At 38.2% G+C, this 25,821-nt stretch carries 25 protein-coding genes; 13 read left to right on the forward strand and 12 right to left on the reverse strand.

Translation table 11 applies throughout. The annotated features are described in order from the left end of the window. The first annotated feature begins 121 nt into the window (after window positions 1-121). A complete protein-coding gene (gene fadR / locus CXF76_RS03220) occupies window positions 122-835 on the forward strand; it encodes a fatty acid metabolism transcriptional regulator FadR (protein ID WP_004335692.1) in 714 nt (237 codons plus the stop codon). Between the two features lie 364 nt (window positions 836-1,199). After that, a complete protein-coding gene (locus CXF76_RS03225) occupies window positions 1,200-1,805 on the forward strand; it encodes a peroxiredoxin (protein WP_007378637.1) in 606 nt (201 codons plus the stop codon). Between the two features lie 59 nt (window positions 1,806-1,864). On the opposite strand, the gene CXF76_RS03230 is transcribed toward CXF76_RS03225, so the two are convergent. Together CXF76_RS03230 and smpB are read right to left on the reverse strand one after the other, a co-directional pair. Beyond that, window positions 1,865-4,456, reverse strand: coding sequence for a TonB-dependent receptor (locus CXF76_RS03230; protein ID WP_024608153.1), 2,592 nt, complete (start codon window positions 4,454-4,456; stop codon window positions 1,865-1,867). 746 nt (window positions 4,457-5,202) lie between these two features. Continuing rightward, a complete protein-coding gene (gene smpB, locus CXF76_RS03235) occupies window positions 5,203-5,682 on the reverse strand; it encodes an SsrA-binding protein SmpB (RefSeq protein ID WP_007584119.1) in 480 nt (159 codons plus the stop codon). Between the two features lie 147 nt (window positions 5,683-5,829). Between smpB and CXF76_RS03240 the strand changes: the two genes are divergently transcribed. After that, window positions 5,830-6,270 (forward strand): type II toxin-antitoxin system RatA family toxin, encoded by a 441-nt coding sequence (locus tag CXF76_RS03240; RefSeq protein ID WP_007584120.1) that lies wholly within the window; start codon window positions 5,830-5,832, stop codon window positions 6,268-6,270. Next, window positions 6,267-6,590 carry an RnfH family protein gene (locus tag CXF76_RS03245; protein WP_007584122.1) on the forward strand — a complete coding sequence of 108 codons (324 nt, stop codon included), beginning with the start codon at window positions 6,267-6,269 and terminating at the stop codon, window positions 6,588-6,590. The genes CXF76_RS03240 and CXF76_RS03245 overlap by 4 nt, the downstream gene beginning before the upstream one ends. 133 nt (window positions 6,591-6,723) lie before the next feature. Here the strand turns inward: CXF76_RS03245 and CXF76_RS03250 are convergent, their stop codons facing one another. Beyond that, entirely contained in the window at window positions 6,724-7,083 is a 360-nt protein-coding gene (locus tag CXF76_RS03250; protein WP_004335706.1) for an outer membrane protein assembly factor BamE, read from the reverse strand. Between the two features lie 107 nt (window positions 7,084-7,190). Here CXF76_RS03250 and CXF76_RS03255 point away from each other — a divergent pair, with 107 nt between their 5' ends. Beyond that, window positions 7,191-7,520, forward strand: coding sequence for a GIY-YIG nuclease family protein (locus tag CXF76_RS03255; RefSeq protein WP_007584123.1), 330 nt, complete (start codon window positions 7,191-7,193; stop codon window positions 7,518-7,520). Window positions 7,521-7,608: 88 nt separating this feature from the next. Here CXF76_RS03255 and CXF76_RS03260 read toward each other — a convergent pair whose 3' ends face one another. Then, the gene (locus CXF76_RS03260) at window positions 7,609-9,528 is read right to left on the reverse strand and encodes a methyl-accepting chemotaxis protein (RefSeq protein WP_024589916.1); all 1,920 of its coding nucleotides are present in this window, start codon (window positions 9,526-9,528) and stop codon (window positions 7,609-7,611) included. A gap of 192 nt (window positions 9,529-9,720) precedes the next feature. Further along, entirely contained in the window at window positions 9,721-11,193 is a 1,473-nt protein-coding gene (ilvC, locus tag CXF76_RS03265; protein ID WP_101163034.1) for a ketol-acid reductoisomerase, read from the reverse strand. 138 nt (window positions 11,194-11,331) lie between these two features. Here ilvC and ilvY point away from each other — a divergent pair, with 138 nt between their 5' ends. The 6 genes from ilvY (at window position 11,332) to CXF76_RS03295 (ending at window position 17,022) form a co-directional block, all read left to right on the forward strand. Further along, window positions 11,332-12,237 carry an HTH-type transcriptional activator IlvY gene (gene ilvY / locus CXF76_RS03270; RefSeq protein WP_007584128.1) on the forward strand — a complete coding sequence of 302 codons (906 nt, stop codon included), beginning with the start codon at window positions 11,332-11,334 and terminating at the stop codon, window positions 12,235-12,237. Between the two features lie 116 nt (window positions 12,238-12,353). After that, window positions 12,354-13,400, forward strand: coding sequence for a GGDEF domain-containing protein (locus CXF76_RS03275; RefSeq protein ID WP_198551844.1), 1,047 nt, complete (start codon window positions 12,354-12,356; stop codon window positions 13,398-13,400). 447 nt (window positions 13,401-13,847) lie between these two features. After that, window positions 13,848-14,660, forward strand: coding sequence for a MipA/OmpV family protein (locus CXF76_RS03280; RefSeq protein ID WP_101163036.1), 813 nt, complete (start codon window positions 13,848-13,850; stop codon window positions 14,658-14,660). A gap of 1 nt (window position 14,661) precedes the next feature. Beyond that, on the forward strand, window positions 14,662-15,042 hold the full coding sequence (locus CXF76_RS03285) for a DUF3019 domain-containing protein (RefSeq protein WP_024589921.1): 381 nt from the start codon (window positions 14,662-14,664) through the stop codon (window positions 15,040-15,042). 14 nt (window positions 15,043-15,056) lie between these two features. Then, the gene (locus CXF76_RS03290) at window positions 15,057-15,749 is read left to right on the forward strand and encodes a response regulator (RefSeq protein ID WP_004335729.1); all 693 of its coding nucleotides are present in this window, start codon (window positions 15,057-15,059) and stop codon (window positions 15,747-15,749) included. 25 nt (window positions 15,750-15,774) lie between these two features. Continuing rightward, the gene (locus CXF76_RS03295) at window positions 15,775-17,022 is read left to right on the forward strand and encodes an ATP-binding protein (RefSeq protein WP_101163037.1); all 1,248 of its coding nucleotides are present in this window, start codon (window positions 15,775-15,777) and stop codon (window positions 17,020-17,022) included. Window positions 17,023-17,110: 88 nt separating this feature from the next. On the opposite strand, the gene CXF76_RS03300 is transcribed toward CXF76_RS03295, so the two are convergent. Then, window positions 17,111-17,335 carry a DUF3820 family protein gene (locus CXF76_RS03300; RefSeq protein ID WP_007586607.1) on the reverse strand — a complete coding sequence of 75 codons (225 nt, stop codon included), beginning with the start codon at window positions 17,333-17,335 and terminating at the stop codon, window positions 17,111-17,113. A 350-nt stretch (window positions 17,336-17,685) separates the two neighbouring features. Then, window positions 17,686-19,260 carry a cation:proton antiporter family protein gene (locus CXF76_RS03305; RefSeq protein WP_101163038.1) on the reverse strand — a complete coding sequence of 525 codons (1,575 nt, stop codon included), beginning with the start codon at window positions 19,258-19,260 and terminating at the stop codon, window positions 17,686-17,688. Between the two features lie 265 nt (window positions 19,261-19,525). On the opposite strand from CXF76_RS03305, the gene CXF76_RS03310 reads away from it, so the two are divergent. Further along, window positions 19,526-20,269 (forward strand): sporulation protein, encoded by a 744-nt coding sequence (locus tag CXF76_RS03310; protein ID WP_007586609.1) that lies wholly within the window; start codon window positions 19,526-19,528, stop codon window positions 20,267-20,269. A 74-nt stretch (window positions 20,270-20,343) separates the two neighbouring features. Continuing rightward, window positions 20,344-20,793 (forward strand): GNAT family N-acetyltransferase, encoded by a 450-nt coding sequence (locus tag CXF76_RS03315; RefSeq protein WP_007586610.1) that lies wholly within the window; start codon window positions 20,344-20,346, stop codon window positions 20,791-20,793. Between the two features lie 79 nt (window positions 20,794-20,872). Here the strand turns inward: CXF76_RS03315 and CXF76_RS03320 are convergent, their stop codons facing one another. The 5 genes from CXF76_RS03320 to CXF76_RS03340 form a co-directional block, all read right to left on the reverse strand. Further along, a complete protein-coding gene (locus CXF76_RS03320; RefSeq protein WP_007586611.1) occupies window positions 20,873-22,228 on the reverse strand; it encodes a sodium-dependent transporter in 1,356 nt (451 codons plus the stop codon). 204 nt (window positions 22,229-22,432) lie between these two features. Further along, window positions 22,433-23,725 (reverse strand): sensor histidine kinase, encoded by a 1,293-nt coding sequence (locus tag CXF76_RS03325; RefSeq protein WP_007586613.1) that lies wholly within the window; start codon window positions 23,723-23,725, stop codon window positions 22,433-22,435. 19 nt (window positions 23,726-23,744) lie between these two features. After that, the gene (locus CXF76_RS03330) at window positions 23,745-24,449 is read right to left on the reverse strand and encodes a response regulator transcription factor (protein ID WP_101163039.1); all 705 of its coding nucleotides are present in this window, start codon (window positions 24,447-24,449) and stop codon (window positions 23,745-23,747) included. 25 nt (window positions 24,450-24,474) lie between these two features. Then, window positions 24,475-24,858: a DUF3019 domain-containing protein gene (locus CXF76_RS03335; RefSeq protein WP_007586617.1), complete on the reverse strand. Its 384-nt coding sequence runs from the start codon at window positions 24,856-24,858 to the stop codon at window positions 24,475-24,477. Continuing rightward, window positions 24,848-25,630 carry a MipA/OmpV family protein gene (locus CXF76_RS03340; protein WP_007586620.1) on the reverse strand — a complete coding sequence of 261 codons (783 nt, stop codon included), beginning with the start codon at window positions 25,628-25,630 and terminating at the stop codon, window positions 24,848-24,850. The genes CXF76_RS03335 and CXF76_RS03340 overlap by 11 nt, the downstream gene beginning before the upstream one ends. Window positions 25,631-25,821: the final 191 nt, after the last annotated feature.

Raw genomic sequence — 25,821 nt, forward strand, 5'->3', positions numbered from 1 at the left:
AATTTCTACTCATTTGCTTATTAATATACCTGACTTTACTTGTTAGTTATGCTTCGTCTGGTACAATCAGTCAGTTATTCGTGTAAAACGATGAGTGTTGATTAATTCGAGTGGGAACTGGATGAGAATTTTTAAAGCGAAAAGCCCAGCAGGATTTGCTGAAGAATATATAGTTGAATCTATTTGGAACGGCGATTTCCCTCCAGGTTCAATTCTACCTGCCGAGCGAGAACTTTCAGAGTTAATTGGTGTAACAAGAACGACCTTGAGAGAAGTATTACAGCGTTTAGCACGTGATGGCTGGTTAACAATTCAGCATGGTAAACCAACAAAAGTAAATAACTTTTGGGAAACGTCTGGTTTAAATATTCTTGAAACACTAGCGCGCTTAGATGAAGACAAGATGCCAGAGCTGACAGATCAGCTTTTATCTGCACGTACTAATATTAGTGCTATTTATACACGTGCTGCAATTAAGTTGAATCCTGAACGTGTAATTGAAATTTTATCACAAAGTCATGAGCTAGAAGACACTGCGCAGGCATTTGCTGACTACGATTATAAAGTTCATCACGAATTAGCCGTTGCGGGTAATAACCGTATTTATGTATTAATACTCAACGGTTTTAGAGGCTTTTATTCAAAGATTGGTTGTCATTACTTCTCTGATGCCGGAACTCGTGAACTTGCTCGTCAGTTTTATAAAGATTTAACAATATTGGCAGAAAATAAAGAGCACGATGGTGCTATTTCGATGATGCGTAAATACGGTCATCAAACAGGTGAGATTTGGCAAAAAATCCGAGGCGATATGCCCTCAGATATAATGGATTAAATTTAAACGAGAAACCTGCATTTGCAGGTTTTTTTGTAGCTGTAAAAATTAATACCGCATTATATGAATTTTTAAACAATTTAATGTATTAAGCTTTCTTCAGTAACGTCAAAAGTTCTATCTAATTACAACGCAATTTACACTTCAAAATAGACCTATTATTCAAGCAGATTAGTGCAAGTTGTAAGTGTTCGTTATTTTCGATTGCTCACATCGTTAAATGCGATTGTTCTTTTGTAGTGAATAACTTTAGAATGCCAATTAATTATATGTGTGCGCTATTGGTTTTTAATTTTTAGCGCCCATATAAGTACCAGCATTGCGAAAGCAATTGAAAACAAACTCAAAATATTTGGAGAATAAAATGGGTGTATTAGTAGGCCGCCAGGCACCAGACTTTACCGCTGCAGCTGTTCTTGGTAACGGTGAAATTGTAGATAGCTATAACCTTCATGAAACAATTAAAGGTAAAAAAGCAGTTATCTTCTTTTACCCACTAGATTTCACGTTTGTATGTCCTTCTGAACTTATTGCATTTGATAAGCGTTTTGAAGAGTTTCAAAAGCGTGGCGTAGAAGTAATTGGTGTTTCTATCGATTCACAATTCTCACATAACGCATGGCGTAACACTGCTGTTGCAGACGGCGGTATTGGTAAAGTTCAATACGCACTAGTTGCAGATGTTAAACACGAAATTTGTAAAGCGTATGACGTTGAGCATCCAGAAGCGGGTGTTGCATTTCGTGGTTCATTCTTAATCGACGAAGAAGGCAATGTACGTCACCAAGTAGTGAACGACTTGCCACTAGGTCGTAACATCGACGAAATGCTTCGCATGGTTGACGCGCTAGCGTTCCACACTGAGCACGGTGAAGTATGTCCTGCCGGTTGGACTGAAGGTAAAAAAGGTATGGACGCAAGCCCTGAAGGCGTTGCTAAGTTCTTATCTGAAAACGAAGGTGAGCTATAATTTAGCCCTTAGTTTTAAATAAAAAAACCGCCAATTGGCGGTTTTTTTGTGTCTTTTATTTAGAAAGAAAAGCTTACTTTAGTGTACAAGTAGCGGCCACGAGGATTATGCACAGCTGATGCATAACCGTATAAATCGCCATCGCCATCACCAATTGCAAATGGTGGCTCTTCATCAAATAAGTTATTAACACCTAAAGATATTTTAGCTGATTCAGTAATACGGTACGACGTTTGTAAATCAACAAGCGTTTGCGAGTCAATCATACGTGAAGTATTGCTATCAAAGTCTAAATTGCCATCAAAGTCGATATCAGGCGTATCTTCAAATTCGCCTACATAACTGATATTTACATTGGTGTTAAACTCACCAATTTCCCAGTTGGTTGAGAAAATAAAGCGATGCTCTGGGTAGCCATATTCACCCGTGTAATCACGACCATCTTTTTCAAACTTATCTTGATATGCCCACTCTAAATTAAATTTAAGTAAACCTAAGTCATCAAGAGAGTGGTTATAGTTTGCTGAAACATCAACACCAGACACTTCTTGCGATGATAAATTTTTAAATGTGCTGTGTATTTTTTGTATTGTGCCTAAGCTTGCTCCGCCTGTAGGAGCTAAACGAACACATACGGTACTATTTTGGTTACCACATTCTGCAGCATAAATAGGACCAAATTCTTCTTCATCGATTTTATTATCTTGAGTAATGCTCCATACATCAACACTTAAACCAAACTCAGCTGTTGGTGCCCAGATAACGCCCACGTTCCATGATTCTGACTCTTCTGCTTGTAAATCAGGGTTACCAGAGAACTCAATATTGTAATCAAGTGCTTGGCAATCTAATCCTGTTTGTTCACAGCGCTGTGTATCAACAAAAAATTGGCTTTTTTGTGATGGACCTAAGCCTATTTGCGCTAACGAAGGTGCTCTAAAGCCTTGCGCCCAAGAACCACGAACCGTTACTTCATCAGTCGGTGCCCAGCGCAGAGCTATTTTTGGATTTGTTGTTGTACCAAAGTCGCTATAATCATCGTAACGACCGGCTAACTGTAGTTCGAGGTTTTCAGCAAGTGGGATTGAGAACTCAACATATGCAGCGTATTGTTCACGATCAGCAGAAGCTGATACTGATTCAGTACCAAATATTAAGCCACGTTGAAATTGATCATCAGGGATATCATTTACATCTTCTTCACGGTACTCAATACCGGCGGCCATCATTACAGCTTCGCCACCAAAACTAAACGCTTCACCTGTAATGTTAGCGTCAAAAGAGGTCATATGAGACTCACCGCGACGCACTAAGCTGGTTGTGATTCTGTCAATTACAGCTGGGTCGTTATATGTGCCACCGAATGGATTATAGTTACCGGCATCAATTTCTTGTTGTAAGAAATCGGTGCGTACCCAGCCTTGTGTACGATCGCCTGTTTGTAGTGATTTGCTGCGACCTTTTTGTACCGCTGTCTCCCAGCTCCAATCGTTTATTTCGCCTTTTAACCCTGCAACAAAGCGTAAGGTGTCTGACTCAATGTCCCATTGGCGAGCGCCTGCATCTACTGTACGGTAACGACCAATTTGAATGTCTTCACCAAATGGATTGTTTGGGTGATTAGCGGGTACCGTAAGGCCTGCATCTTCATCAAGTGGTGTTGGTGCACCTGCAGCGACAGAGCTGTTATGCTGAACAGCCATTTCTAAAAAGCCAGTAATGCCGTTATCAAAGCGGTATTCAAATTGTGAAATAGCGCCTACACGCTCAGATGCTGGGGCAACATATCCATATGGGCCGTAATCAAATAAACAGCTACCACTTGAAGTTGCATTTTCAGCAGGACAGGCAGGGTCGATTGTTTTAACGCCATCCACATAAAAGTAGCCTGGGAAACCACGAGATGAACGGAAATCTTCACCACCATAAGGTGCTTGGTTTGCAGTTCCAAGGCTGCCCATTTCATCAGAAGAAAGAGATGTGTTTTTAAAGTAATCGATAATAACAGATGCACTACTTTTTTCGCTTGTTGTACCCCAAACTAGGCTTGCTGTTGTTTCTTCATAATTTGGACCATCCGTACCGCCATAGCCTAGGTTAATCTCAACACCATCAATATCTTTCTTTAAGATAACGTTAACTACACCCGCTACTGCATCTGAGCCATAGATAGCTGAAGCGCCATCTTTTAGTATGTCGATACGCTCAATAGCAGAAACAGGAATACTGTTAATATCTACAAATGAGTTGGTGATACCTTCAGCAAAGGCACTAATTGATACACGGCGACCATTAATTAGTACCAGTGTTGCATCGGCTCCTAAGCCACGTAAGCTTACTGCAGCTGAACCGTTAGCGGTTGAATCTTGGTTGTTACCACGAGTAGAGAAAGTACCGCTACCTGCTACAGGCATTCTTTCTAGAAGTTGCTGTAAATTATCGTAACCCATGTTTTCGATTTCAGCTCTACCGATTGATTGTACCGGAGAAGGCCCTTCAATATCAGTTCGCTTAATACGAGAACCAGTAACCTGAATTCGCTCTACTTTTTTGGCTTCTTCTGCTGCGTAGGCTGTTGTTGTAAAACCTGCTGATAATGCGAGTGTTGCGCCCACAATAATGCTTGGTGTAAATGCAGTTGATTGCTTCATCCTTAAGTCCTTGTTGATATATTATAAAATTATTTGCTTAACAAGCGCGAGTATTAATATCATGTAACTTAAGTGTTAGCAATTAGCTTAATTTGTGATTTAAGTATTAGTTTCAATGCTTTTTTGTGGGTTTTATGACCTTATTTATACTTTGTTTTCTAGGTGAAACTAAGCGTGAATAGGACATAGGGTTAATAATTGTTATATAGCTAGATGAAGCCATGTGTGGAATAGCTAATGATTAAAATAATTTGTAATAATTTATTTCTATAAATTAAAACTTATGTTTGTTTTTCTGCTTTTAATTTATTCAATTATGTAATACCAATTCGCAATAATACTTAATCAATTTGAGGGGTTAAAGTTGATGCTAAAGGCATTGAAATTTTCTGATTTACGACTGCTAGATACAGGAGGTGGGGTAATGCAGGAGTAATTGCTGATAATGGCTAAGTAATACCAACCTGCATAAATCTTTGATCAATTTAACGAATTAAATTGCACTATAACGTCGTTAAAAATTTTTTATTTAGAACAACTAGATATAAAAATTTTTGCCTAGTTCTAGCGTAATTTTCTTAACGTTAAATAGACCCCATATATAAGCAGATTGGTATAACAAGTTTTGTCTTGTTATCGACACTATTTTCTTATCTCATAATAGATTACTTAGTTAAGCAAATTGGTATTTTTTGAGTTTTTATATAGGTGAAATTAAAAACGCCTAATAAATTAGGCGTTTTTATTTATGCTTTATGCTTCATTAAGCGTTCTTTTTCACGCGACCAGTCTTTATCTTTACCGTCTTCGCGTTTGTCGTGTAGCTTTTTACCTTTTGCTAGATGAAACTCAAGTTTTACCCAGCAGTTTTTCCAGTACATCGCTGTAGCTATTAAAGAATAGCCATCGCGCTCTGTAGCACCGAATAAACGGTCAAGTTCGCGTCTGCTTAATAGCAATTTACGATAACGTAGCGGGTCGCAAATTACATGGGTCGATGCACTTATAAGTGGCTGAATTTGACTGCCAAGTAAAAATGCTTCGCCATTTTTAAGATGAATATAAGTTTCTGTGATATTTACTTTACCAGCTCGGATACTTTTAACTTCCCAGCCTTGTAGTTCAACACCCGCTTCAAACTTATCGTGTAAAAAATACTCATGTCGCGCTTTTTTGTTTAGCGCGATGGTATTACTTGTCGATTTTGATGAATTTTTCTTAGCCATAGTGCCCTATAATATACGTAATGTGAGATGTTTTACATCGATTTTTTTAATAATGCTTTTAAAAATTTAGCTTTAATTTAAGCAGCATGAAAATTTGGGGAAACGCGCAAAGCTTGCTAAAATTCGCCCACACAGTTGGGAGTGAGTATGCCACAAATAGAAAAAAGTGCGCTGGTTATGTACAGCACTAAAGAGATGTTTGATCTAGTTAATGATGTAGAAGCTTATTCACAGTTTTTACCAAATTGCTCAGACTCAAAAATTGTTTCACAGCACGATAATAACATGACCGCGAGTTTAGAAATATCTAAGGCGGGTATAAAAAAGTGGTTTACCACCGAAAACACCTTTGTTGATGAGCAAACCGTGTTATTGCGCCTTGTTGATGGTCCGTTTAAGACGTTAAAAGGGCGCTGGCATTTTCAAGAGCTTGACGCCAAAGCATGTAAGGTTCATTTGCACCTAGAGTTTGAATTTTCAAGTAAGTTAATAGAGCTTGCCTTTGGAAAGATTTTTAACGATGTAGCAAAAAATATGGTGAGTGCATTTACTCAACGTGCAAAACAGGTTTATGGAGCGCGAGTATGATTAATGTTGAAGTGGTCTTTGCATTACCGACCACGGCCACGTGTTTATCAATTGAAGTGCCACAAGGGACTACAGTCGAGCAAGCTGTTATTCAGTCAGGTATTATAGAAAAGTGCCCAGAAATAGATGCCACATCGCTAACGTTAGGTGTGTGGAATCGAACTGTAAAAGCTAACTATGAATTAAAAGACGGTGACCGTATAGAAATATACCGTCCATTAATTGCAGATCCTAAAGATGCCCGCAGAAAACGTGCAGAAAAAGCAAAAGAAGAGGGGCGTGCAAATAAAATAACGGGTGGTCGCCCACTCGAGAAGTAATACCAATCGGCATAAACTTCGAACAATTTAACAGATTAAATCACACGCTAACGTCGTTTAAAATGGTAAAAGCTTTTTAAGTAAACCAATAAAAAAGGTGAGCCATGCTCACCTTTTTTACTACCTGAGACGTTTATTGCTCTAGCGGTGTAGTAAAGTTTTCAGGTTGGTCATAATCACCTGAGATTGAAACTAACTTTTCATTTTCAAAGTTAATTACTAACTCTTTATTTTGTTCGTTTTTACGGCCTTTATTAAAGCTGTAAATATAGCGCCAAGTATTGTTATCAAAGGCGTCCTCGGCAATAGGTCTACCTAATACATAAACAACTTGCTCTCGGGTCATATTTACACGAAGTTTTTCAACATCCGATTGCTCTAAAAAGTTGCCTTGTGGAATGTTAATTCGGTATACCCAGCTAGAGCAACCTGCTGCTGAGCTAAGTGTTAAAGCGACGATAAGCCAAAGAGAAAAAGTTTTTAACGACTGCATTGTTAGTTGTGATCCTTATTTTTTATAATCTGCATGATACCGATTAGTCACTGAAGGTAAAACCCTTTTAAGCAATTGTTTTATGTTAAGGGCGTTAAGGTAATGTTTTGACCACTGATAATGAAAAAAGTTTACAGCATATTGAAACGAATATTTTAAAAACTGAGTCTACTTGGTTTTTATATATAGTTGAAACACGATTTGGTCATTGGTATACAGGGATCACGACTAATGTTGAAAAACGCTTTGCAACTCATCAAGCTGGTAAAGGGGCTAAAAACCTTAGAGGAAAAGGGCCTCTTTTACTTATCCATCAACAACAAGTAGGTAATAAAAGTGAAGCAAGTAAGCTTGAGTATCAATTAAAAAAGCTCCCTAGAGCTAAAAAGGAAGCGTACGTTTCAGCATTTAATACTGGCGATAGCAAAAGTACTTAGTTTGTGTAAATTAAGCATATTCGTTATGAGCAAAAACTATCTTCGAATATAGTTTTTGCTCATAGCTGGCGTGTAATATTAGAGTCGCTTAGCGATGCTTTTCAAAGGTAGCTACAAGCGCATCAAGTGTTTGTGCACTGTTGGCTAAGTCGCGAATCGCTTGCTCTGTATTGATTTGTTCGCTCATTGCTTTATCGCTAATTTCGCTAATTTGCTCAATATTGCGACTTACGTCGGCAACCACATTACTTTGCTGCTCAGTTGCAGTCGCTATAAGCGTAGCCATATCGTTTATTTGATTTGCTGTTTCGGTTATCGTATCAAGTAATTCAACAGAGCTTTGCATTGCACCAACGCTTTGCTGAGCTTTATCTTTCGATTGGCTAATATCATTAACTACATCATCAGATATTTTTGTAAGTTCTTCAATCATAGATTGAATTTCGGTGGTTGATTGCGATGTACGGTTTGCCAGTGCACGTACTTCATCAGCAACAACAGCAAAGCCGCGTCCGTGTTCACCTGCGCGAGCAGATTCAATTGCAGCATTTAAAGCAAGTAGATTAGTTTGATCCGATATGCCTCTAATTGAGTCAACAATACTTGCAATATCAACCGTTTTTTTAGAAAGCAAAGTAACTTGCTCTGTTATGCCATCAATATCGCTGGCAAGGGCTGATATAGTTGCTTGGCTTTGGAGTACTTGTTTGTGACTTTGAATGGTGTTTTCGCGGCTGTTATCGGTTAACTTAGCTGTATTTGCTGCGCTTTGCGCTATTTCTTGTACTGTAGCGCCCATTTCGTTGATTGCTGCTGCGACAGATATTGTTTGTTCTTTTTGGTTGTCTATTGCTTGGGAGTTCCGTTTTGCTTGTTCAAATACATGATCAGAGCTTTTTCTAATATCGTGACTTTCGCTGGCAACTTGAGTAATCGCTGTTTCTATTTTATTTATAAACTGGTTAAAGCCGTTACTTAGATTGTTAAGCTCTGGTTGGCTCGATTCTGGTAAGCGGTACGCTAAATTTGCATCGCCAGAGCCTAGGCGTGAAAATAACTCAGCCATTTTAGAAAGTGGAGATGAAAGTGAGCGAGCAAGCAAATAACTGATTAAACTCGCAACTAATGCTGTAATTACCGTAAAAGTAAATATTTGCCATTGCAGGGTGTTTACGCTTGCGAAGACTTCACTTTTTGGCACTTGAGCAACAACATATAAATCGGTGTTTTTAATAGGCATAGCAGCTACAAGTGTCGGTTCGCCATTTAAATTAATTTCTTCTAGTGCAAAGCCATTACTATTAAATAGTTGGCTGTGGATATTTGCAGTATATAAATCATCAATATTTGCTTTAGCTACTTTACTTGCATCTTTATGAAGCTGAATCAATCCACTTTTATCTGCAATGAATACAAAGCCTGTTTGCTCAATTTTAAATTGCTGTAATAGCTTTTGCATATCAGTGATGCTTTTTGCAAGACCTGCTAAACCAGTACCATTAGCCTGCTGATGATTTACAAACATTTTCACATCATTGGCTGACTCTTGATAAATACTGATAGAGTAAGGTTGTTTTGATTGCTTAAAAGCAAAGAACCAGCCATCGGCTGCATCGTTTTTTAACACACGCAAAAACCCATTCTGGTTCCAGTACTGTGCAGTGTCTCTATTTGCCCAAGATGCTGTGGCTAAATCGTATTGCTGGGCAACGCGATTTAATTCTTTTAATAGTAATGTATCGTCTTGGTTGTTTGATTGAGCCCATTGTAAAATAAATTCGTTTGATGATAGTTGCTGAGCAGCACCGAGTAACTCGTTGATTTCACCGCCTATGTGATTGCTGATTGTTTGCAGTTTACTAGGGAGCTCTGACTCAATCATACGTCGCTCAATAATATCCTCTGAGCTGTGTAGGGAAGTCAAACCAATCAGTGCGGCTACGCATATAGCAATAACACTGCCTAAAGCTGTGATTTTTTGAGTGATCGAAAGATTTTGTATCGTCATGATATTAATTAATTTTACAACTAAATAGAAAAACATATTAGCACATTATTTATTTGGAACTAAATATTGGCTAAGCAGAATAGGCAAAGATATACCAGATTGGTTAAAGTTTTATTAACAGGCATAAAAAAGCCCACATGCAAAAAGCATACGGGCTTGGTTTCTAACAAGCGAAACTTTTATTGTTTAGGGTTAAACAATTTTTTTCATTGCTGACATGTAGCCACGTAATTTAGCACCTACTTTTTCAACAGGGTGTTCACGCAGTGCGGCATTGATTTGAATTAATGTTTGGTTATCAACTTGGTTACTGTGATCGCCAAGGCCTTTACCGATAATGTCTGTATCTACGTTTTTCATAAAATCAGCAAGTAATGGTAAACATGCATGGTTATATAAATAACAGCCGTATTCTGCAGTATCAGAGATAGTACGGTTCATTTCAAAAAGCTTTTTACGCGCAATAGTATTGGCGATTAATGGCGTTTCGTGTAATGACTCGTAGTAAGCTGACTCTTCGATAATGCCGGCTGCTGTCATGGTTTCAAATGCAAGTTCAACACCTGCCTTAACCATTGCTACCATTAAAATACCGTTATCAAAAAATTCTTGTTCTGAGATTTCTACATCGCCAGCAGGGGTCTTTTCAAAGTTAGTTTCTGCTGTTTCTGCGCGCCATTTAAGTAAGTTTATGTCATCATTATTCCAGTCTTCCATCATAGTGCGTGAGAAAGTACCGTCGATGATGTCATCTTGATGCTTATTATAAAGCGGACGCATAATTAGTTTTAGCTCTTCACTTAGTTCAAACGCTTTTACTTTTGCTGGGTTTGAAAGGCGGTCAAGCATGTTAGTAACGCCGCCGTACTTAAGTGCTTCGGTAATTACTTCCCAGCCGTATTGAATTAGTTTTGATGCATAACCCGCATCAACGCCTTTTTCTACCATTTTATCAAAACATAAAATAGAGCCAGTTTGTAACATGCCGCATAAAATGGTTTGCTCGCCCATTAGGTCAGACTTAACCTCAGCAATAAATGATGATTTAAGTACACCTGCGCGATGTCCGCCAGTACCCGCTGCATACGCTTTAGCTTGTGCTAAACCAAGACCTTGAGGGTCATTTTCTGGGTGAACTGCGATCAGAGTTGGTACACCAAAACCGCGTTTGTATTCTTCACGTACTTCAGAACCAGGACACTTAGGCGCAACCATGATTACAGTAATGTCTTCACGTACTTGCATTCCTTCTTCAACGATATTAAAGCCATGAGAGTAAGCAAGGGTAGAGTCTTTTTTCATAAGTGGCATAATTGCACTTACTACAGCGGTATGTTGTTTATCTGGCGTTAAGTTAAGTACTACGTCAGCTGTAGGAATTAATTCTTCATAAGTACCAACAGTAAAACCGTTTTCAGATGCATTTAAAAATGATTGGCGACGCTCAGAAATAGCTGAAGCACGTAATGTGTAAGAAACATCTAAACCAGAGTCACGTAAGTTTAAGCCTTGGTTTAAACCTTGTGCGCCACAGCCTACAATAACTAGTTTTTTACCTTTAAGTGCGTCAACGCCATCGGCAAATTCGCCTGCGTCCATAAATTCACATTGCGCTAATTGCGCTAATTGCTCGCGTAAAGGTAAGGTATTGAAATAATTCGCCATTGTTAGTGTCCTATAAAGTCATGTTTGTTAGATGCGCAATGTTTATTGCGCTTACAAACACCATATGTAAAATCGTTGCTTGCGTAAAATGATATATTTGAATTAAAGTGTTTCACAATATGAAATACTGGGTTTGGCATGGATCATAAACATTTAAACTACTTTTTAGCACTGGCTAAAACACTTCACTTTGGGCGCGCAAGCGAGCTTTGTCATATAAGCGCACCCACTTTGAGCCGCAATATAAAACACTTGGAAGAAGAGGTAGGTGTTGCATTATTTGTACGCGATAACCGCAGTGTTAAATTAACGCGTGAGGGTGAGTCATTTATTGATTACGCCACAGCAACGCTTGCTAATTGGCAGCGTTTTAAAACGAATGTGAAAGACCCACAACAACATATTTACGGCAAAGTAAGTATCTATTGCTCGGTTACTGCATCTTATAGTTTTTTACATCAAATATTAGAGCAACTTCGTGCGCAGCATCAGTATATAGAAATAACATTAAATACAGGCGACCCTGCACTTGCTATAAACCGTGTGTTAGATGGGCATGAATTAATGGCTATTGCAGCTAAGCCAAATAAGTTACCGGCGCAAATTGCTTTTGTAGATATAGGGCATTCTCCACTTTTATTAATTGGACCAAAAATTCAATGCCCGATCACACAAAAACTAACGCAGAATGGTGATGACATTAATTGGTCTGATTTAGAATTTATTGTGCCAGAACAAGGTTTTTCTCGCCAAAGGTTAGAACACTGGTGGCGCAAAAATAATATTCACGGGAAAATTTACGCACAAGTTGCTGGGCACGAAGCAATGGTATCTATGGTGAGCTTAGGATTAGGTGTCGCAATGGTCCCTAAAATAGTGCTAGATAACAGCCCGCTGCAAGACAAAGTACAAATACTAACACCAAAAATGCAAGCGCCTGATGGGTTTGATATTGGTTTGGCAGTATTAAGGAAAGAGTTAAATGACCCTGCAATCAGTGCTTTGTGGAATATTGCGCAAACTTTAGATGCAAAAGCGATTTAATGCGCGCAGAGAATAAGCAAGTTAGTTAAATAGTATGAATATAGGTTGCGTATAAGTTTACTATTACTTAACATTGAGCGCTAATAATAAAAACAATGACGCTTGAGAGTTTATTTATGAACCACGCCGTATCACTTGCTCATTCTGCTCAATGCCTAAAAAAGGCGATTCCTTTGATGGTAAAATACCGAATGCCGGTTACACCCATCAACTATGCAATTTGGTACTGTTATATTCAAGGAAACAAACCTTCATTAAATGCTGAGTTAGACCATGTTATTGCTCTGCAACAAACATGTTCACAAGACAAAGCAAAAGAAATTTTTGATAAACATTTAACGCAAGATGATCTCGTTTTTTTTCAAGAAATGACTGAAAAATTTCATACAACTATGGAGCAAGTTCAGCAAGATATAAGCATAACGCTTGATCACTCTAAAAGCTTTACGACGAGTTTAGTTGACTCACAAAATGAATTAAATATGCTTGTTGATGTAAACTCTTACAATGAGATACTAGGTTGTGTTGAGCGTTTAACCGACGATTCTATTGCAATGCAAGATTATGCTCGGGAGTTTCAGACTAAATTAGCCGTTGCCTACAATGAAATAAAAGATTTAAAAGAAGCACTCAATATTTCAAAGGAAGCAGCCGATACCGACACGCTTACGGGTTTTTATAATCGAGGTAAGTTTGATTCTGATATTGTAAACTTTTGCCTCGAATACTCAGAGCAAGCGCAAGAAGACTCTCTTGCCGTACTCATTATGTTTGATATTGATCATTTTAAGCGCTTTAACGATGATTTTGGCCATCAAAAGGGTGATGAAGTGCTTAGGCTAGTTGCTAAAAAAGTGAGAGAAAATACAACTGAAGCTGCAAATGTGTATAGATATGGTGGCGAGGAGTTTTGCATAACAGCCTACTTTGACACTATTAACGATATAATAGCATTTGCAGATTGTATTCGTTTAGCAATAGCAAAATTGGCGATTCGTAAAAAGCATGATGTAACTGCAAAACGTGCTATTTCAGCAAGTTTTGGCTTAGCAATTTTACGGCCATTTACAAATAGTTCTGTTTTAGTTGAGCGTGCAGATAGAGCCTTATACATTGCCAAAACACATGGACGAAATCGTATAGAAATAGCCCCTGATATTTAATAAGTACCAGAGGTTTTTGATTTATTTGGGTTAAAGCCGCTCAATTTAGGGCGATTTAATCCAACTTCAGTTTTGGTAAACAAGCAGGTAAAACCCAATAGAGCTGTAGCGAGTTAGCTCTTAGTAATTTTTTATTTGAATAATTGCATTTGCTACGTAGTGCCTCATTTTCAAAGTATCTTAAGGTACTATTAGTTAAAAACTACACAAGCAACTCAAAGTACAATCCTTAGACACAACTACCTTGAAAGATAAATAGTCCGAAAAGCATAAAGTTAACATTTTTGTATACAAATTGTGAATAATTGTAACCAGCTAGAGCTAGTTTAAAAAGACCTTGCTAGTATGGGGAACTCACTTATTTTGATACTTTGATTTACGCTGATGCGGTATGCCTTCTCATTATTAACAGCTCTATGTTTTAGCACTTTGTTTGTTTGCCTTTCGGTGCAAGCAACACAGGCAAGCAAGCATGCTGACGATTATACAGAGCAAGATATAACAACCGATCGTCTGCATTTGAGTTTAAGCGTGGGGGCTGGAGTTATAACCAACCCTTTGCATGGTGGAGATAATATTCCGCTCGTGCTTATTCCTCAAGTTGCGTTTTATGCAGAGCAATGGTTTTTTGATAATGGCCGTATTGGTTATTCATTTTTGCAAACCCCTAAGCATCACTTTAATCTAGTTGGTGAACTCAACTCTGAGTCTCGCTTTTTTATAGACTGGCACCCTAAAAATGTATTTTCACTACAAAGCAGTACTCTCAACAATCAGTTCGTAATGCAAGATGAAGCCTCGTCCTCTCGCTATGTTGATATTGATAATTTACATAAACGGCAAATTGCACTGGATGCGGGTATTGCATATCACTATGTAAATGAAGACCATGTTTTTTCGGTTCAGGCTCTGCATGATATAACCGATGTTTATCGAGGTGCACGCGCAGCATTGCAGTGGCAGTATCATACTGCGCTAGGAAAGCTCAAAATAAAGCCAACACTTGGAATAAACTATAAATCTGCGGAACTAAATAGCTATTTTTATGGACTTAATGAGGGTGAAACTCAATTTGGCAAAATAGACGTTGGTAGTAGTTGGCAACCTTATGCTAAAATCGACGCCCGTTGGCCACTGGGTAAGGCTGACTCTCTTCGTTTTCATGTAGCATATTACGACTATTCGGCTATGGATGGCAGTCCGCTCTTTGAACGTACTTATTCAATGACTGCATTTATAGGATTCGATCGTACTTTTTAATATGAAGTATTTAATATTAGTTGTCTTTATTACCACTTTTTTTAGTGGTTTTAGTGTGGCACAACCCCCTTTTTTTAGCGTTTCTCCAAAAGTCTGCGTTGTCTCTGAACAGCAGGGTTTTTGCGATCTTGATTTACAATTTAAATGGCAATTAAACGCCTACAGTGATGTCTGTTTGTATCAGCAAGAGCAACGGCTTCAATGCTGGGAGCAACAACTTTCTGGGCAATTTAATTATAAAGCGCGTGTTCAGGTGGAGACCATATACTCCTTAATCAATCCTCATACGGGTGTGTTAATAGCAAAAACACAGGTTGAAGTACAAAGCGCCCATGCTAAAAAAAATAGGCGTAGGCTTCGCTCTCCGTGGAGCTTTTTTTAATTTAGGAGCAACTAATGCCAAAAATTTTACTTGTTGAAGATGATCTCGGTTTACAACAACTAACAAAAGATTACCTTGAACATAATGGCCTTGAAGTCGAAGTATTAGACCGTGGTGACGAAGTGTTTAATTACCTAGAAAACAATACACCCGATTTAATGATTTTAGACGTTATGCTGCCAGGTAAAGATGGCTTTAGCGTTTGCCGCCAAGTGAGAGATAAGTTTACTCTACCAATTTTAATGTTGACTGCTAAAGGTGAAGACTTCGACCAAGTGCTTGGTTTAGAGCTTGGCGCTGATGATTATGTAATAAAACCAGCAGAGCCACGTGTATTACTAGCGCGAATTAATGCATTACTGCGTCGTGGACAACCCATAGTAAAATCAAGCGAAGAGCTCCAGTTTGGTGATTTAGTCATTGATAAAACAAGTCGTATTGTAAAACTAAGTGATTCGGAGATTGTATTAACTTCGCACGAGTTTGAGTTATTATGGCTATTAGCGTCAAATGCGGGTGAAGTACTAAGTCGAGAACATGTGCACCAACATATGATTGGTCGCCAATACGATGGACTTGATAGAACGGTGGATGTACGCGTATCACGAATTCGTAAAAAATTAGGCGACAACAGCGATAAGCCATATCGTATAAAAACTGTATGGGGACAAGGCTACTTATTTGTTTCTGATGCATGGGATCTTTAGAACTATTTAAGGTTAGTCGGCTTTAATGGGAAAACTGTTTACCAGCTTATATTTATATATCATCGTTTCTTTGTTTGTAGTAAGCGGTGTTATAGAGCAATTGTGGCCTTACGAAGAGTCGCAACAACAGGTCTTCTTAGATGATGAGTTTGGGCAATCACTCTGGTTGCTCTCACAAACTCCAAATGGTCTTAAAAAATTAAAGCACAACTTTGAAAGTAAAGTTATTGAACGACGTGATTTAATACTCCCTCAAAAACAACAATCGCAGCTCAACCAAAACCACTACTTATACTTGTACGATAAGCAACAACGCATTGTTTGGTATGTAGATCTCGGTAATGATTCATTACTTCAAGTAGGACCGGTAGGTGTATTAACGCAGGAATTATCTTCTGTTTGGCCGTATTTATTACTACTTATTATTGTAGGTATACCTGTTGGGCTGTGGAGTTTTTTACTATGGCGCGACTTTGCAAAGCTACGTAAAGCGTGTGAAGCGGTAGAGGGTTTGCAAGACTTTCAACTAAATGACTCTTCTAAGTCTTTCTTTTTACCTATTACTGATACATTAAAGGTAATGCAGCAACGTATTGAGTTTTTACTTAGTGCGCAGCAAGAACTTACCTCATCGGTGTCGCATGAGTTTAGAACACCACTAGCACGTTTAAAGTTTGCAATAGTAATGCTGCAAGAACAAATGCTTGACGAAAAAGGTGAGAAATACCTAACAAATATGCAAACAGACATTAGCGAGCTTGAGTCACTAGTTTCTGAAATGCTTGAATACGCGCGATTAGACTCTCAACAACCTAGTTTACAGCCAATAAACTGTGACTTAGCTGGGCTGGTAAAAACAACTGTTGAAAAGCTAAACTTTGAAGCCCGAACAACGCTCTCTGTAAACCTCCCTGAGCATTTAAATTATTACTGTGATAGTCACTTTATGGCGCGAGTATTTCAAAATTTAATTGGCAATGCGCTCAAATACACTCATAAACAAGTTAAAATTTCATTGCTACAAGAGACAAAACACATCGTATTGATTGTTGAAGATGATGGTGAGGGGATAGCTCCCGCTGAGCGAGAAAATGTATTTAAACCTTTTACTCGACTAGATAAAAGTAGAGGCAAGGATACCGGTGGTTTTGGTTTAGGACTCGCTATAGTTGCTAAAATTGTGTCGTGGCACCAAGGAGAGTGTAAAGCAGAAAGCTCAAGTTTAGGTGGTGCTAAATTTATTGTATATTTACCCCTCAAATTAAAGACATAAAAAAAGCGCCTAAAGGCGCTTTTTTTGCGGTTAAAAACCAAAATCAACAAGTAGCAATATAATAGACCGCAGGTGCTTAAAAAAGTTCTCAACTATTTTTATTTTTTTCAAGTAATGGCATTAACATTTGCTCAAGGCCATTTAGTTTTACCTCATACATCATCGCAAGTTGACTACCTAGTTTTGAGTCAGGAAACCCTTGCTGATTAAACCAGACTAAATAAGGCTCTGGCAGTAACAACAATGGCCGTCCTGCATATTTTCCAAACGGCATTATGGTATTTATCGCTATTTTTAGTTGTTTTGGATCCATAAAAACTACTTATGTATTTAAAGTATGCGTAAGTGTAAGGGATTTTAGAGATATAAAATAGGCTGTGACGGGCAAGAAACAGCCTATTTTGCGAGGGAGTAGACCCTCTGATTTAATAATTTTATGTTGATTGATACAAACCTAGTTGAACTTTAATTAGCTGGGATCTAATTAAGTTATTATTAGAACATGGGTTCTTATTTAACCAACACAGTTAGTCTACCTGTTTTTTATTGTTGTGGTGAATTGGCTTGTAAAGGAATGTAAATAGAATTGCTTTTTATTTAAAAACTAATAACAAAGCCTTAATGGATTAAGGCCTTGTTATTTATAGACGTTATAAAAAGTAATTATTCGTTAAATAGCTCTTCTTTAACGTGCTCTGCAAAACCACTACCGGCTTCTAGGTAAAAGTTATAAGTAGAATGAACACCCATTTCTTCTAGTTCTTTTTGTTGATCAGGGTAGTTTGCAATAGCTGTTACTTGGCCTTTATAACCGGAGGCTTGTAGTTGCTCTAAGGCAAAAATATTTTGCATGTGTTTTGGCATTGCAAGCATAACCATTTCTACTTGCGAGTGATTTACTCGTTGCCAAAAGTCAGGGTCGGTTGCATCAGCAATTAAGACGTTGCGGCCTCTGTTTACGTGCTTATCTACCACCTCAGGTTTTATATCTATACCTGCAACAACATTTGGGTGAGTTGCGTTAATAGTCTCATAAGCACCAGTACCAATCCGTCCCATACCAAAAATGACTATTCTAGTATCGTTAAGGTTAACAGGTAGCTCTTCAGCTAAACGAGTTTTGCTTTCGAACTTTAATAACCAGTGCTCAATTTTGACGTACAACTCGTTTGAACGTTTATTTAATGGGGAGGCAATTATAAAGGTAATAGAAACAGCAATTGCCATTACAGCTAGCCATTCAGAGGTGATCATGCCTGTAGTTGCAGCCACTGCACATACAATTAAACCAAACTCACTGTAGTTAGATAAGCTAAAAGCAGTAAGTAATGATGTACGCGCGCGTAGTTTAAATATATTAGTGAACACATAATAAAGCGCTATTTTAACGGGTAATACTAAAATAAGTATAATAGCAACAATCAAGGAGTTAGTGGTTAGCTCTGCGCTCAAACCAATACTTAAGAAGAAGCCAACTAGCAATATGTCCTTTAAATTAAGCAGGGATTTTGATAGCTCGCCTGCCTTTTTATGAGGGGCAAACATCATTCCTATTATTAGTGCACCTAAATCGCCTTTTAGGCCTGCAAATTCAAATGCATGATAACCAGCAACTAGAGCAAAGAAAAAACCAAACAATGGTAATAGTTCACCATGTTTAGATCGGTTCAATACGCCATACATTACAGGTCGTAATAAAGGCAAAGCAATTATTAGTGCAATTGCCCATAAATTTGGGACTTTACCGGTGCTAATAGCTAAAAAGATAACAGCAAAGATATCTTGCATTACCAATATACCAATGGCTATTTTACCGTGTAAGCTTGCCATTTCCCCGCGTTCTTCAAGCACTTTTACTGCAAATACAGTACTTGAAAAGCTAAGCGCAAACCCAACTAATAAAGCACTTTGCCAACTTAAATCAACAAATAGTGGAATAGCGAATACGCCAAGTAATAGCATAAAACCACTAAATAACGCACTGCTAAAAATGATATGCAATGTTGCAGGTGCCCAAACTTGAGGTTTAATTAAACTGTTAACTTTAAGTTTCAAGCCAATACTAAAAAGAAGAAGGGTAACGCCAAGTGCTGCAATTGTATCGAGCAACTCTGTACTTTTATATCCTGATAAATTTAAAGCAAAGCCTGCTAATAAAAATCCAATAAGAGGAGGTAGTTTTAATTGATAAACGGCAAAACCACAAACAAACGCGGCAGCAAAATAGATTAGTTCCATAATTCTTAATATCACTTCATTTGGTGTTGCAGTGTAACGAAAAATTTATGCCATTGAAAATATAATAGACCTAAAAATGAACGCGTCTAATCAATTACTTGCCTTGCTGCGTATGAAAAATGCGCATTAAACACTTATTTAATCGTAAATAGTATGTAAATAACATTTTTTCACTGACATTAGCTTTTAAATATGGTTAAGATGCGATAACGAAGAAGTTTAAGCCAGAGCAAATAATAGAGCAGCTCAGCTTAAGGAGAGAGATATGTTTAAAAAGATTTTAGCGTCGGTAGGTATTGGTGCTGCAAAAGTAGACACTATTTTAGAAACTGAACACCTACAACCAGGTCAACTTTTTAACGCACAAATAGTTATCACAGCAGGGGATGTTAGCCAAGATATCGCAGGCTTAGATTTATTATTAATGACTCGTGTTAAAGTTGCGGGTGATGATGGCGATTATTTTACTAATCATGTAATTGAGCAATGGCGAATTACAGATATTGGTACAATTGAGCCAGGCGAAGTTAAAAACATCCCTTTTGAAGCACGTCTTCATTCTGAAACACCTATTACAGAAATTAATGCAGGTTATAATCAATCACATGTATGGCTAGAAACAGGCCTAGATATAGACTTAGCACTTGACCCAACAGATAAAGATCATTTACACATTTACCCTAATGAAGCGGTTAAAACGTGTATGCAAGCGATGGAAAAGTTAGGTTTTAGTTTAATGAAAGCTGACGTAGAAAAAGGCCACTTACGGGCTTCAACTTTTCAGTCATTATCTGGGTGTTACCAAGAACTTGAGTATAAACCTAATAGCCGCAGCTTATTTGGCATTCAGGAGATTGAATTATCGTTTGTACCAGAGGCACATAAAACACATGTGCTTATAGAGCTAGACAGAGCCTTTAAAGGCGATGGTTATGTAGATTTGACCATAGAGCACGATCATGTGAATCTATCGCAGTTGTGTGATCAGCTAGAGCGCTTATTTACTTAGTATAAGCTAACTAAGCTAACGAGTGATTTTAATAAACCCAGCCTAAGCTGGGTTTTTTGCTTATAGGATTTAATATGCAGTTTAAATGTGAGCAGTTTGACGCTCTTGATACACAGACTCTTTTTACTATTATGCGTGGGCGGGTTGATGTGTTTGTTGTAGAGCAAAAATGTCCTTACCCTGAACTTGATGATGTAGATATTGCTTTAAATACACAGCATTTATATACATTGGATAATGAGCAACTACAAACTTATGCGCGTTGTTATGACAAAAGTGAGCAATACAGCGCAATAGGTCGCGTGCTAGTGAGTGAAGGAGCGCGTGGTAATGGGTATGCTACTTTACTTATTACTAAAGCTATAGACTGCTGCAAAGCACAATGGCCTGAGCGAGATATTTATATAGGTGCACAAACTTACTTGCTTGATTTCTACCGCTCTTTTGGCTTTGAGGATTATAAAAGTGAATATTTAGAAGACGGTATACCTCATCAAGATATGATTTTAAAACTCACTAAATAAATCCAATTTAAGCAGCTATAAAAAAGCCCACTAATGTGGGCTATTTTAATTTAAGACTATTTTAAGGTTAAGGTATTATTTAGCTCAAGAGTGAGTGTAAAAACACCATACCAATAGCAAGTGGACACACAAACTTGGTATACCAAGGCCATATTTTCCAAAACAATGTGTTATGGACCTCAGGATTACCTTCTTTAATTGCTTTAAGTAATGAGCTTCTGTACCAAATCCAGCCTACAAATATACAACACATCAGGCCAAGCAAAGGTTGAGCTACTTTTGTAGTTAAAGTAATCACTAAGCCAAATAAGCTGCTAAGGTTACACACAATTATAATGCTAACGATAGCAATTAAAGCTCCAATCAACCAGGTTGCCTGAACGCGTTTCATCCCAAAGCGTTCTACAGTGTATGATACTGGCGCCTCTAACATTGAAATAGATGACGTTAAAGCGGCAATACTCATTAACGCAAAAAATGAAAAGCCCACAAATAAGCCAACTTCGCCCATTCCATCAAATAAAGCAGGGAGTACTTGAAACACTAACGTATCTTCAGAGAGTAATTTACCTGTTGAGGCCGAGAATATTTCAACGCCTTGAGCTTGCGCTACATACATAGCCGGAATAATCAGTAAACCCGCTACAAAGGCTATAAATACATCAATAAGGGTTACATAGGCACCTAAAGAAACAAGATTTTCTTTTTTGCTAATGTACGAGCCGTAAATAATCATTACGCTAGTACCTAACGATAAAGAGAAAAAAGCTTGTCCTAGTGCGCTAACTAATAGTTTTGCGTCAAAAATAGACGAAAAATCAGGAACTAAGTAAGCCTTTAAACCTTCCATTGCGCCATCTTGGGTCATTACATAAGCAATAAGTGCAAATAAAATCCCCAAAAGAGCGGGCATTAAACGTTTTGACCATTTTTCAATACCGTTCTCAACGCCTCTACTGATAATAGCGACAGTTAGTACGATAAAGACGAGAGTGAATATAATGTTTCGGGTAAGTGATTGTTCACTTAGCCATGTCGATGCTGTGTCGGCACCGACAAGAGTAGCTATGGGTTCAGCTGTAGCGCTGAGCATCCAACCGGCAACAATCGCGTAAAAACTTAATATAAAGCCAGCACATAAAATACCGCCAAAACCAACAATAAAGGCAAAGTGTTTTTGCCATGGCTTATTAGATATTTTTTGAAGTGATGAAACCGCGTTTGCTTGGCCATGACGACCAATCATAAGTTCAGCCATTAAAGCGGGGTAGGCTAAAAAGAACGCAAGCACTAAATATGCGACTAAAAATGCAGCACCGCCATTACTTGCTGTTTGTGTAGGGAATCCCCAAATATTGCCCAAACCAACGGCAGAACCCGCGGCGGCCATAATAAAACCAAAGCGAGAGCTGAACTCGCCTCTAACTGCGCTCATATTATTGTACTTCTCTATTGTGTGACGGCGGTGACAATCTACTGGAAATGTTAAAAAATAAAAAGTGCTTATTTGCTGATCTAGCACAATTTAATAAGTAAAGTGTGTGTTATAACCATCGATTTTAATTGTTGTTATCGAGTCGTTTAAAATAACGAGTTGATTTTGTTTAATAATTGTTAATTACAGTCTGTAACTATTGCTTTACGAATTATGATGCTGTGCAATAGTGAGAGTAAAACACGCACCACCTAGCTGGGTACTTTTACTTACTTTAACACTGCCATGATGCCAGTCGGCTACTTTTTCAACAATAGCTAGACCAAGGCCGTAACTTTTATCAGCTCTGTTACGGTGATCTTCTTCCCTAAAAAATGGGCTAAATACATTACTAAAATTTTCTCGAGCGATACCCGGGCCGTCATCTTCTACTGTTATTATAAGCTGTTGCTCGTGTAACTTTGCGCTTAAGTAAATATGTTGGCTTGCAAAATCACATGCGTTAGTTAATAAATTAGTAATTGCGCGAGCAAGCCAGTGAAGATCTGCATTTATTATTTTATCGGTACTATTGAGTTGTACGTTGAGCATTTGCATTTCAAGTTTTGGTGCAAGTTGCACTAAAATATCTTCAAGGTAGGACTTAATGTTTGTTGATGAATAGGTCAGCTTATTAGCATTTTGCTCTAAAGTAGCAAATGCTAAATAGCTACTAAGCATCGATTCCATATGGTCTAAATCATTTTCCATACGGGTTAAATACTGTTTTACTTTTTGCTCATCATGGCTATCTAATGCCGCATCTAAACCAAATCGCAGGCACGCGATAGGGGTGCGTATATCATGAGATAAACTTGAGGCCATTAGCTTGTTTTCGGCGACAAGTTTCTCTATTTGGCTGGCCATGCGGTTAAAGGTAAGCTCTACGTCTTTTATGTAAGTAAAATGCGATACTTTTATTCGGGCTTGAACATTACCAGAGGCAAACTTTTTAGCGGCTTCATTTAACACGGTTAATCGTTTAGCTAAGGGCGCAATAATAAACCCCATAAATACACATAGGCCTGCGTAAAAGAGCAAGGTTAATATAATGTCATTATGTTGCTCGCTATCAAAAATTTTATCTAAACGCATTGATAAGTGAAAAGGATTTAAAACAGCGCTGCTATAAAGCATATAAAAGCCTTGCTGATCTTCTAAAATCAGCCCACCCGGCGTGTGCATTTGTAATAATAAAGAAGGCGGTAAAGCAAGTGATTCATTAGGTTTGTAATCAATTAAAACATCAAACTCTAGCGCCAGTTGTTTTACATAATCGCTGCGCTCAGATGTGGGTATGTTAGCTAACTGCTTGCTAAAACCCATGATCATTTTACTTTGCTGACTAAATTCATCCTGTGGGGTATGCGCTTGTTGACTAAAAGCATCAATAAGCCAGCCCAATACCACAATAGATAAAAGTGCACTGCCTAGAAGCGATATATAAAACTTTTTCATTTATTTATTCATCACTTTATTACCACGCAGTAGAAACAAGTAAATATCCACGGCCCCAAATAGTTTTAATTTTTTCAGGGTTTTGTGGATCATCATTAAACTTTTTACGAAGTGCAGAAATAAGTACATCAACACTTCTATCAAGCCCATCGTATTCTCTGCCTTTGGTTGCTTTAAATACAGCGTCACGCGAGACCACTTGGCCTGCATTGCTCGCAAGGTAATGAAGCAGTAAATACTCAGCACTTGATATGTTTACGTCTTGCTCGTTGAGTTTTACATTTCTAGATTCGGTATCAATACTAAGCGCACCAACATTAATAACACTCTCCTTAACGTGTGGAGTATTTGGCTCATTATTTTGGCGAAGGGCTGCTTTTATACGCGCTAGCAATGCACGAGGGCGTACAGGTTTCATTATGTAGTCGCTTGCACCTACTTCTAGACCAATGACCTCATCCATTTCTTCATCGCGTGCGGTGAGCATTATAATGGGCGAATTATAAAAACTACGAAGTTCTCTACACACGCTTATACCATCTTGCCCTGGAAGCATAATATCAAGGAGCACGATATTTGGATTTAACGTTTTGACTTGGCTAATTACTTCGTCACCTCTGTGACAAACATGCGTTGTGTAGCCTTGCTCTGTTAAATATTCAGCAACCCATTGAGCAAGTGATACATCGTCTTCAACGAGTAAAATAGTGCCATAGTTATCCATGAAAATATCCTTAATGCGATTGGTATTAAAATAGTCGCCAGCGGCGCTTTTTTTGCCTGTTTTGATATACCCATTGAAGCTTTACTTCGGCAATACTAATTATTTTAGAGGTATTGCTGTCAAATAGTTCAAATGAAATACTTTGCTGTGAATCAAATGCATAATTAAAGGTACCGCTCTGTTGCTTGAGCCAACATTGCATTATGTACTTTGAGGTGGCGTCACGTAGGCAGTAATTACCAATGATAGGTTGCTCCCACGTTAGCGTTACGTCAGCATAGCAATTTCGCCCTTCGCGCAATGCAACGCAGGTGTCTGGAACTGCTATAAGTGCTTCAGGAGGTTCCTGAGCTTTAACAGTAAAAGTACTGGGGAAGATCAGTAATACACAGATCCATCTAAAATACATAACGTAGGCCTACCTTGGCTTTGTGTTGATATCCTTGGGAAATAATTGGACTGTCGTCAATCTCTTTTGAAAACCATGTGGTAAGCCAGCCGGATAAAAACACCCAATCTTGGCTTATTGGGTACTCAGCATGGAACTCAAAAATAATACTAGTACTGGCATTGCTGCTATAAACCGGGCGAAGGCTGGTGGCTTCATCGCTATCAATACCAAAGTAATAATTGGTAAAGTCAGCAGAGTAGGCGCTTAAACCAACACCAGATCTAAACTCCCAGTTTCGCCACGGCAAAATGTGACTAAAAAAGCTATTTATAACCCAGCCATTGTGCGCGCCAGATACATCATGTAGGTATTCAAAAGAGAATTGAGAATTTTCAAATCGACGAGAAAGTCGAAGGCCGACGTCAAAGTCGTAATTACGTTTTTTTATACCTTGGAGTTCTTTTATAACACCATGGTTATAAAATCCGAGGCCTTTTTCGTCAAATCCAGCTTGAGTATTTGTGCCTAATATATCTAGGCCCCAATCAAATTTATCTATAAGACTGTAGCCTATTACAAGGCCGCCACTGAGTTGATTGTGATCGAAATCAAGGTAAAATTTATCGTAGGAAACAGCAAGACTTAAGTCGAGCTCAACGCCTTTATCGTAAGACTCAATGCCGACAAGGTAAGAATCTTCAATATAAAAGCCCGCACCAGCACTCCAATCCCACGCAAAGCCTTGGGTTGGCTCTAACGTATTATCTGCATAATAGCGGTTACTTGCCATACTCGACGTGCTAAAAATGCAGCAAAAAAGCAGTGTTATGCTCAGTAAAGTATGGTTAAGCAAAGCGTTTCTCATCCCTTAGGGCCTAATTATTATTTGTTATTAAGCGTAGTATATTGTTAATTCGTTCCTTTAATCTGTAAAAAAATGTAGTAAGTGTTAGGTCTGTTGATCTTTCAAGGTTAAATTTG

Source organism: Pseudoalteromonas sp. 78C3 (genome assembly GCF_002836695.1).
GTDB classification, from domain to species: Bacteria; Pseudomonadota; Gammaproteobacteria; order Enterobacterales; family Alteromonadaceae; genus Pseudoalteromonas; species Pseudoalteromonas arctica.

Excerpts from the sequence above, each read along its gene's own strand:
- CXF76_RS03295 (WP_101163037.1), top strand. The coding sequence starts at position 15,775 with ATGGGAAAACTGTTTACCAGCTTATATTTATATATCATCGTTTCTTTG.
- CXF76_RS03325 (WP_007586613.1), bottom strand. The coding sequence starts at position 23,725 with ATGAAAAAGTTTTATATATCGCTTCTAGGCAGTGCACTTTTATCTATT.
- CXF76_RS03285 (WP_024589921.1), top strand. The coding sequence starts at position 14,662 with ATGAAGTATTTAATATTAGTTGTCTTTATTACCACTTTTTTTAGTGGT.
- CXF76_RS03320 (WP_007586611.1), bottom strand. The coding sequence starts at position 22,228 with ATGAGCGCAGTTAGAGGCGAGTTCAGCTCTCGCTTTGGTTTTATTATG.
- CXF76_RS03260 (WP_024589916.1), bottom strand. The coding sequence starts at position 9,528 with ATGACGATACAAAATCTTTCGATCACTCAAAAAATCACAGCTTTAGGC.
- CXF76_RS03330 (WP_101163039.1), bottom strand. The coding sequence starts at position 24,449 with ATGGATAACTATGGCACTATTTTACTCGTTGAAGACGATGTATCACTT.
- CXF76_RS03300 (WP_007586607.1), bottom strand. The coding sequence starts at position 17,335 with ATGGATCCAAAACAACTAAAAATAGCGATAAATACCATAATGCCGTTT.
- ilvY (WP_007584128.1), top strand. The coding sequence starts at position 11,332 with ATGGATCATAAACATTTAAACTACTTTTTAGCACTGGCTAAAACACTT.
- ilvC (WP_101163034.1), bottom strand. The coding sequence starts at position 11,193 with ATGGCGAATTATTTCAATACCTTACCTTTACGCGAGCAATTAGCGCAA.
- CXF76_RS03275 (WP_198551844.1), top strand. The coding sequence starts at position 12,354 with ATGAACCACGCCGTATCACTTGCTCATTCTGCTCAATGCCTAAAAAAG.
- CXF76_RS03315 (WP_007586610.1), top strand. The coding sequence starts at position 20,344 with ATGCAGTTTAAATGTGAGCAGTTTGACGCTCTTGATACACAGACTCTT.
- CXF76_RS03230 (WP_024608153.1), bottom strand. The coding sequence starts at position 4,456 with ATGAAGCAATCAACTGCATTTACACCAAGCATTATTGTGGGCGCAACA.
- CXF76_RS03340 (WP_007586620.1), bottom strand. The coding sequence starts at position 25,630 with ATGGCAAGTAACCGCTATTATGCAGATAATACGTTAGAGCCAACCCAA.
- CXF76_RS03310 (WP_007586609.1), top strand. The coding sequence starts at position 19,526 with ATGTTTAAAAAGATTTTAGCGTCGGTAGGTATTGGTGCTGCAAAAGTA.
- CXF76_RS03225 (WP_007378637.1), top strand. The coding sequence starts at position 1,200 with ATGGGTGTATTAGTAGGCCGCCAGGCACCAGACTTTACCGCTGCAGCT.
- CXF76_RS03240 (WP_007584120.1), top strand. The coding sequence starts at position 5,830 with ATGCCACAAATAGAAAAAAGTGCGCTGGTTATGTACAGCACTAAAGAG.
- smpB (WP_007584119.1), bottom strand. The coding sequence starts at position 5,682 with ATGGCTAAGAAAAATTCATCAAAATCGACAAGTAATACCATCGCGCTA.
- CXF76_RS03290 (WP_004335729.1), top strand. The coding sequence starts at position 15,057 with ATGCCAAAAATTTTACTTGTTGAAGATGATCTCGGTTTACAACAACTA.
- CXF76_RS03305 (WP_101163038.1), bottom strand. The coding sequence starts at position 19,260 with ATGGAACTAATCTATTTTGCTGCCGCGTTTGTTTGTGGTTTTGCCGTT.
- CXF76_RS03250 (WP_004335706.1), bottom strand. The coding sequence starts at position 7,083 with ATGCAGTCGTTAAAAACTTTTTCTCTTTGGCTTATCGTCGCTTTAACA.
- CXF76_RS03245 (WP_007584122.1), top strand. The coding sequence starts at position 6,267 with ATGATTAATGTTGAAGTGGTCTTTGCATTACCGACCACGGCCACGTGT.
- CXF76_RS03335 (WP_007586617.1), bottom strand. The coding sequence starts at position 24,858 with ATGTATTTTAGATGGATCTGTGTATTACTGATCTTCCCCAGTACTTTT.
- fadR (WP_004335692.1), top strand. The coding sequence starts at position 122 with ATGAGAATTTTTAAAGCGAAAAGCCCAGCAGGATTTGCTGAAGAATAT.